This window comes from Flavobacterium sp. A45 (genome assembly GCF_002001005.1).
Taxonomy (GTDB): domain Bacteria; phylum Bacteroidota; class Bacteroidia; order Flavobacteriales; family Flavobacteriaceae; genus Flavobacterium.
The window spans coordinates 20,554-27,848 of the sequence record NZ_MUNX01000105.1 but is presented as its reverse complement, the minus strand read 5'-3'; the positions used below and the strand labels follow the sequence as shown (position 1 = coordinate 27,848).

Below are 7,295 nucleotides of genomic sequence, written 5' to 3'. Positions count from 1 at the left end.
GACAATTTTAGATCAAAATTGGTCAGTCATTGTTATATTGAGAAAGAAAAACTAAATGTAATTAAATGATTTTTAGTTGTTTAAAATAAATAATAAATCCCTTAAAAAATGAAAAAAACAATTTTATTGGCAATGTTGCTATTCTCGCTGTTATCGGGGGCGCAACAAGCAGTTCACATTATACCACAACCGGTAAGTTTAGAAATGAAACAAGGTAATTTTGTCATTGATGATAAAACTGCTATAAAAATTTCTAAAAAAGATAAGGAAGTCGAAAAGGTAGTACATTTTTTTGCTGAATATGTAAAGAGGGTTACAGGTTTTGATTTAAAAGGAAATAACAAGGGCAATAAAATTATTTTTAGCATCGATAAAATTTCAGAAATAGGGGATGAGGGCTATTTGATTTCTGTAAATGCCAATGAAATTTTAGTAAAGGCAAATACATCAAAAGGATTGTTCTACGGAGTACAATCATTATTGCAAACTTTGCCTTCTATAAGAACAAATGATTTGGTTCAGATTCCAAGTATGGAAATCAAAGATTATCCTCGTTTTCAGTGGAGAGGTTTAATGTTGGATGTGAGCCGTCACTTTTTTGCTCCCGAATTGGTAAAAGAGTTTATTGATTTGCTTGCTACTTATAAAATGAACGTTTTTCATTGGCACTTAGTTGACGGAGCCGGATGGCGTTTGGAAATAAAAAAATATCCTAAACTTACCCAGCAAGCAGCATGGCGTGTTGATGATTGGGGAAGATCATGGAACTGGGCGGAGGTAGAGTTTAATGCAGACAGAAGCAAATCGACCTATGGTGGTTATTACACCCAAGAACAAGCCAAAGAGATTGTGGCTTATGCCAAAGAAAGAAATATTACTGTGGTGCCAGAGATTGAAATGCCAGGTCATTCAGAAGCGGCTATGGCTGCTTATCCTGAACTTTCCTGTAATTCTAAGAATAATTTTGGACAGTCAGGGAATTTCTTCGCAAGTAAAGGCGAAAGTAATTACTGTGCGGGTAATGATCAGGCTTTTGCTTTTTTGGAAGATATACTTACCGAGGTGATGGCGATATTTCCTTCTAAATATATTCATATTGGTGGTGATGAAGTCGATAAAACGAGCTGGAAAAAATGTGCTAAATGCCAAGCCAGAATGAAAACGGAGCAATTGAAAGACGAAAAGGAATTGCAGAGTTATTTTATTCGTAGAATGGAAAAATTCTTGGTTTCAAAGGATAGAAAAATGATTGGCTGGGATGAAATTTTGGAAGGTGGATTGGCTCCCGAAGCTACTGTAATGAGCTGGCAAGGGGAAGCGGGCGGAATTGAAGCCGCCAAAATGGGACACGATGTTATAATGACACCTGGTTTTCCATGTTATTTTGACCATTATCAGGGAGATCCTGAAACTGAGCCAGCTGCTATTGGTGGTTTTAATACTTTGAAAAAAGTCTATAGTTATGAACCAATTCCAGCAGAATTGAACGCCGAAGAAGCAAAAAGGGTTTTGGGGTCCCAAGGGAATTTATGGACCGAATATATACCAACAGCGGAACAAGCAGAGTATATGATTCTTCCACGTATGCCAGCTTTGGCAGAAGTATTATGGTCTCCAAAAGAACTACGCAATTGGAAAAATTTTAATGAGCGTTTGCAGCCTCATTTGGTTGGTTTCGAACAAAAAGGAATTCATTATTCCAAAGGGAATTTTAAAGTGGATATTATGCCAATTGTGGCAAATAACAAACTTTCAATAGCACTCGAAACAGAAAATACCGATGGTGTAATTTATTATACAGTCGACGGGAGTGTGCCCTCCACGGGAAGCATTAAATATGAAAAACCTTTTGAAGTGAATACTTCTATGACCGTAAAGGCAATCATGGCTTTGAACAACAAGGTAATGAATGCAAAACCGGCTGAACAATCATTTACCTTTAATAAAGCTACTGGGAAAACTGTGGTATACGAAAATGCCAATAGCCGCTATTATCCGGCCAATGGAGCCAATACACTAACGGATGGTTTTAGGGGAACAAAAAATATTGGTAAACAATGGCATGCATTTAATGGAACTGATTTGGTAGCCACTATCGATTTGGGGACAAGTACAACTGTTGGCAGTATCACGTTGGGTTGTATCCAAAATTGGGGACAATGGGTTTTCTTGCCACAGTGGGTGAAGTTTGAAGTTTCGGAAGATGGAATTAATTTTAAGGAATTGAAAACAATAACCAATTCGATTCCAGTTGCTGAAAGAGACACGCAGATAAAAGATTTTACAGCCAAATTCGCGGAACAGAAAGTGAAAATCATTCGTGTTACTGCCAAAAATCTAGGCCAATGCCCTCAAGGTCATCCTGGTGAAAATCAATCTGCTTGGTTGTTTGTTGATGAAATTATGGTAGAATAATCAAGAGTTTTTCTTTGAATATAATAGCTGTGATTTTCGTTTAAATCACAGCTGTTTTTTTTCTTTTTTAGGTTTGCAGTTAATTTGCTTTCAATTAGTTAATGGAGCAATATCTACTGAAATATAGTGTATGTTTTTTCTGTTGTCGGTATAGGAAATGTGAACATTTCCGTCCTCGCTTTGTATGATTGCGGGATAACTGTATTCCCCTTTTTCGTGTTTTTCCAAAGTGTAAACATCAGTCCAGTTTTTTCCGTCTTTAGAAATAGCCAATCTTAATTCCGAGCGTCCCAACCACCAGTCTTTTCCAGCAACCATTGGATTATAAACCAAAAGTTGACTACCGTTTTTAAGCATCACAGAATCAATACCTGAATTAGGATTGGGAAGTGAAATTGCAGCGGGCTTTGACCAAGTTAATCCTTCGTCTGTAGACCAAGTTTCGACGATTACATTTTGTCGGCTTCGGCACAACATTTGAAGACTTCCATCGGCATATTCCACAATAGAAGGCTGAATCAGCCCAAATTCGCCATTGTCGATAATTATCCTGTCCCATTTGGTAGCGTTACTGTTGCTAATTTCGATATGGATTTTCCAAATATCATCCTTTACGCTTTCTGTACTTGAAGGATAAATAATTTTGCCTGATTTGAGTTGAATAGGTTTGTTTTTGATTGGTCCTAAAATTTCATTTGGCAATCTTATGGCTTTTCCCCATGTTTTTCCGTCATTGTTAGAAACCTTCATTTCTCCCCACCATTCGCGTGGATTTGGACCTACCTTGTAAAACAAAAACAATTTTCCTTTTTTGTTTTTGAACAAAACCGGATTCCAACAGGCAAAACGAAGGGTGTCATTTTGAATTCCGCTGGCAACGGATTTAGGTTGACTCCATTTTCCATTTTCCAAAACGGAGGTCCAAATCGCAACGTCTTTTGCGCCTTCATGATCGCCTGCAAACCAAGATGCCATAATCCGATGATCGCTCAATTCGACTAAAGTAGAGGCATGACAGCTTTTGAAAGTGTTCTCGGGAAAAATATTTTCCTGAGTAATTAATTTGACTTTAGGTATATTTTGTGCTTTCACAACCATCATCGATAAAACCAACATCAGTATGATACTATTTTGTTTTAAAATATGCATGATCCTGTTTTTAATTTTATTTTAGTGTTTTCACTCCCAATTCAGCCGCACTGATATAATTTCCATCCACACTTGTTTTCCCGATGAATTTGAAATAGCGAGCTTTTACAGCTGCTTTTAAAGTGATGTTTTGCTCTACAGGATTGCTTTTGATGTTAGAAAATTCACCTTCGGCAACTGTTGTCCAAGTTGTATTATCGGTACTTGTCTGCCATTGGTAGTTTTTTACAATTCCACCAGTTCCATTTTGACGTGGCAAATAGGAGAACGAGGCGATTGTTATTTCTTTACCCATATCTACAGTAATAGACTGCGGTAAGGTTGTTGCCGATGTGTTATCGGAAGTATTCCAAATAGTTTCGGTATTTTCATCAATTGCATTCGATGATTTTCCTTTTTCCTTATTGTCAAAAAAAGCAGTGACTATTTTCCAGTCTTTTTTACAAACATTAAACGATTGAATTATTGTTTCACCGGATTTTATTTTTGTTCCAAAAGATTTTGCTTTTACTTCACCAGAAGTTAAAAATAAAAACTCACCTTGATAAACGGGAGATTGTGAGCTAGGTTCTGTCCCGTCTATAGTATAATGAATTTGGTTTACAGGTACTTCGGTAGTTATAGAAACCATTCCATCCTTGTTCCTTTTAATTTTTGGAACTGCCAATTGTTCGGGTTCTTTAAAGACTCCCACATCGCTTAAAGCAATACAAACAGGTGATTCTTCGATGCGAATTCTTAATTTTGAAGTTGTAATGTAATTTTGCAAACGAACCAATCGGTTAGCTCCAATACTTGTAGCTTCGCCAATTTTTTTCCAATTTCCGTTTATAAAAGCATCGATTTCAATTTTCTCGATACGTTGACCGAGTTTTATGTTTTCTCTAAGACGGATGATATTGAAAGTTTGTTCTTTTTTCCACTCCAAAGTTAGCGACCCTTTTTTTACATCATCATTGGTAGCCCAGTAGGAGTAGCGGTCATCATCTATCAGGTTTTTGGTTCCGAATGAGTTATTATCAGCTCCTCTAATTTCCGAAGCTGTAATTACAGCTTTTTTAGCAAGATTGTCAGCAAATAATTGCTTTAGGAAATCACCAAAATCTTTCAATGCTTTTACATCATTTGGATGCAATAAGCCACTAGTGTTTGGCGCAATTCCTAAATCCAGACAACCTCCTCTTCCAACAGATTTACAGTAAATCTCAAACAATTTCGAAACTGATTTTACCTGATTGTCTTCGTTAGTGTGATAAAACCAGCCATTTCTGAGCGGGACATCGCATTCGGCAGGCTTCCAAAACTTACTATTTCGTGTTCCTTCCTGTGCTTTTTCCGAATTGGTTTCTCCCGGTACAGCTATTGTTTTACCTGCGATTGGCTCAGGGGTAAAAGTTGCCCAAGAGGTTTCTGCAGCAAAACCATGCTCATTTCCTACCCAACGCACATCTCCATTGTCCGCAAAAATAACAGCTCCGGGCTGTATTTCTTTGGAAATTCCCCAAGTTGTTTCCCATCCGTAATAGGTACCACGGTCGATATTTCTTTTTTCTTTTGTACCACCATAATAGCCGTCACCACCATTGGCACCATCAAACCATGTAATGAATAATTTTCCATAATTTGAATATAATTCTTTTAATTGCTCACGGTATGTGTCAACATATTTCGGTTTGCCATAATCTTCATTATTTCTGTCCCAAGGCGAACAATAGAGTCCAAATTGCATTCCCGCATTGCGTGTTGCAAGCTCAAACTCTTTCACCATATCGCCTTTTCCGTTTCGGAAAGGACTTTTACTAATATTGTAAGATGTTGTTTTTGTAGGCCACAAACAGAATCCATCATGGTGTTTGGCAACAAGAATCACTCCTTTGAAACCACCGTCCTTGGCAGCGTTAACGATTTGACTCGCATCAAATTTTGTTGGATTGAAAATTCCAGGGTCGGCGTCTCCATAACCCCATTCCTTATTTTGGAAAGTTGTTGGCGTAAAATGAACCAAAACATATTGTTCCAATTCCTGCCAACGCAATTGAGGTTCGGTTGGTAAAACGCCATAGGGTACAGGAGCATTTATTTTTTGGGCTGTTATTGACAAAAATGCCAAACATCCGAAAACGGTTAATAACTGTTTTTTCATCTTTTATAATTTTTAAATGGAGACAAAAAATAATCAGTCAATAAATGATGATATTACTGACTGATTATTTCTATTGCTTATTCCAAAGAATTATTTACTCACTTTAATGACTACCGCTTCTTGATTAGCTAAAGAAGCTCTAAGTTCTTGAGGAATTGTGATTGCAATTCCGCCTTGTACTTTTTTGCTGTTCAACCTTTGTTTATTGACCAATAAAGTGGCTTTCAAGCTGCCTTTCATATCGGTTTTGATAATGATTTCGGCTGGCAGTTCTTTTTCGTCTTTTGCTGGCATGTAAATTCCATAAACCGCATTTCCTTTTTGGGTGTACCCCACTTTTCCGTCTAAATAAGGAGCAATCGGTTTGGTGTCATAAATTGCTTCACCATTTGTGGATAGCCATTTTCCAACGCTGGCCAAAGTTTTTTCGATTTTTGGATCAAATTCTCCTTTGGCGTCCGGCCCAACTCCCAATAATAGATTTCCGCCTTTTACCACGATATTGGTCAGTAAGTGAATTACTTCTTTCGAAGATTTATACTGGTCATTTGGTACCCATCCCCAAGCTCCTCCGAGAGTTATGCAACTTTCCCATGGCACACTCAAAGGTTTCTCAGGTGTTTTTTGTTCTGGGGTCAAATAATTTTCATATTCGCTGGGAACCCAACGATCGACAACCAACATTCCCGGTTGTTTTTTGCGGGCAGTTTCCGAAACCAATTTCATGTCGATGTCCATATCGTATGGATATTTACAGAATTCTTCCACTTTTTTGTTAATGGTAGATAATGGTCGAACCCAACATCCATCGAGCCAAAGAATATCTACTTTTCCGTAATTTGTAGTCAACTCGTTTAGTTGATTTTGGGTGTATTGCACATAACTTTTCCATCTGTCTGGATGTTTTGTAATGTCATAAGTTGGGTTTCTGTCTTTTGGCGGATAATAGGACCACCAAAAGTTTTCTGTTGTCCAATCGGGTTTTGAGAAATAAACTCCCACTGCCAATCCTTCTTTTCTTGAAGCATCCAAAACGTTTTTCAACACATCGGCTTTTGGATTTTTCGCATAAGGCAATTCTGGATTTGTAATTTTGAAATCGGTAAATTTCGAATCATACATACAAAATCCATCGTGGTGCTTTGATGTGAAAATCATATATTTTGCTCCGGCACCTTTGAACATTTTGGCCCATTTTTCAGAATCCAGATTGGTTGGATTCAATTTATATTTGGTGTTTCTGTAATCGGTGGCGTATTTGTAATAACTATCATAACCGTCACGGGTTACCCAATCTTCTGGAGCCAATCCCCATGATTCCACTGTTCCCAGTTGACTGTAAAGTCCCATGTGGATTAATACACCAAATTTGTAGCCCTGCCATTTGTCAAGGTTGGCTTTTACCAGAGGATCTTTTGTCAAAACATAACCTTCCTCTTCTGATTTGTCAGCTTCCATACTGAAATCATTTTGGGCATGAAGGGAAATTGTATTGGCAAATACGAATGTCGCAAACAATAACTTGAATCTATTTTTCATTATGTGTCTTTTTTGTTAAGTCCTTAAAACGATAGATATCTCACAAGTA

At 37.5% G+C, this 7,295-nt stretch carries 4 protein-coding genes; 1 reads left to right on the top strand and 3 read right to left on the bottom strand.

The genetic code is table 11. From position 1 onward, the window contains the following. Nucleotides 1-108: 108 nt before the first annotated feature. Nucleotides 109-2,415: a family 20 glycosylhydrolase gene (locus B0E44_RS13570; protein ID WP_077376178.1), complete on the top strand. Its 2,307-nt coding sequence runs from the start codon at nucleotides 109-111 to the stop codon at nucleotides 2,413-2,415. A gap of 90 nt (nucleotides 2,416-2,505) precedes the next feature. On the opposite strand, the gene B0E44_RS13565 is transcribed toward B0E44_RS13570, so the two are convergent. From B0E44_RS13565 to B0E44_RS13555, 3 genes are all read right to left on the bottom strand, one after another. Beyond that, complete coding sequence (locus tag B0E44_RS13565; RefSeq protein ID WP_217341309.1) at nucleotides 2,506-3,564, bottom strand: exo-alpha-sialidase; 1,059 nt, start codon at nucleotides 3,562-3,564, stop codon at nucleotides 2,506-2,508. A gap of 16 nt (nucleotides 3,565-3,580) precedes the next feature. Continuing rightward, nucleotides 3,581-5,707: an alpha-L-fucosidase gene (locus B0E44_RS13560; RefSeq protein WP_077376172.1), complete on the bottom strand. Its 2,127-nt coding sequence runs from the start codon at nucleotides 5,705-5,707 to the stop codon at nucleotides 3,581-3,583. A gap of 90 nt (nucleotides 5,708-5,797) precedes the next feature. Further along, the gene (locus tag B0E44_RS13555; protein ID WP_077376169.1) at nucleotides 5,798-7,246 is read right to left on the bottom strand and encodes an alpha-L-fucosidase; all 1,449 of its coding nucleotides are present in this window, start codon (nucleotides 7,244-7,246) and stop codon (nucleotides 5,798-5,800) included. Nucleotides 7,247-7,295 lie beyond the last annotated feature (49 nt).

Bases quoted from the DNA above. Each gene is read 5' to 3' on its own strand.
- B0E44_RS13570 (WP_077376178.1), top strand. From the start codon at position 109: ATGAAAAAAACAATTTTATTGGCAATGTTGCTATTCTCGCTGTTATCG.
- B0E44_RS13565 (WP_217341309.1), bottom strand. From the start codon at position 3,564: ATGCATATTTTAAAACAAAATAGTATCATACTGATGTTGGTTTTATCG.
- B0E44_RS13560 (WP_077376172.1), bottom strand. From the start codon at position 5,707: ATGAAAAAACAGTTATTAACCGTTTTCGGATGTTTGGCATTTTTGTCA.
- B0E44_RS13555 (WP_077376169.1), bottom strand. From the start codon at position 7,246: ATGAAAAATAGATTCAAGTTATTGTTTGCGACATTCGTATTTGCCAAT.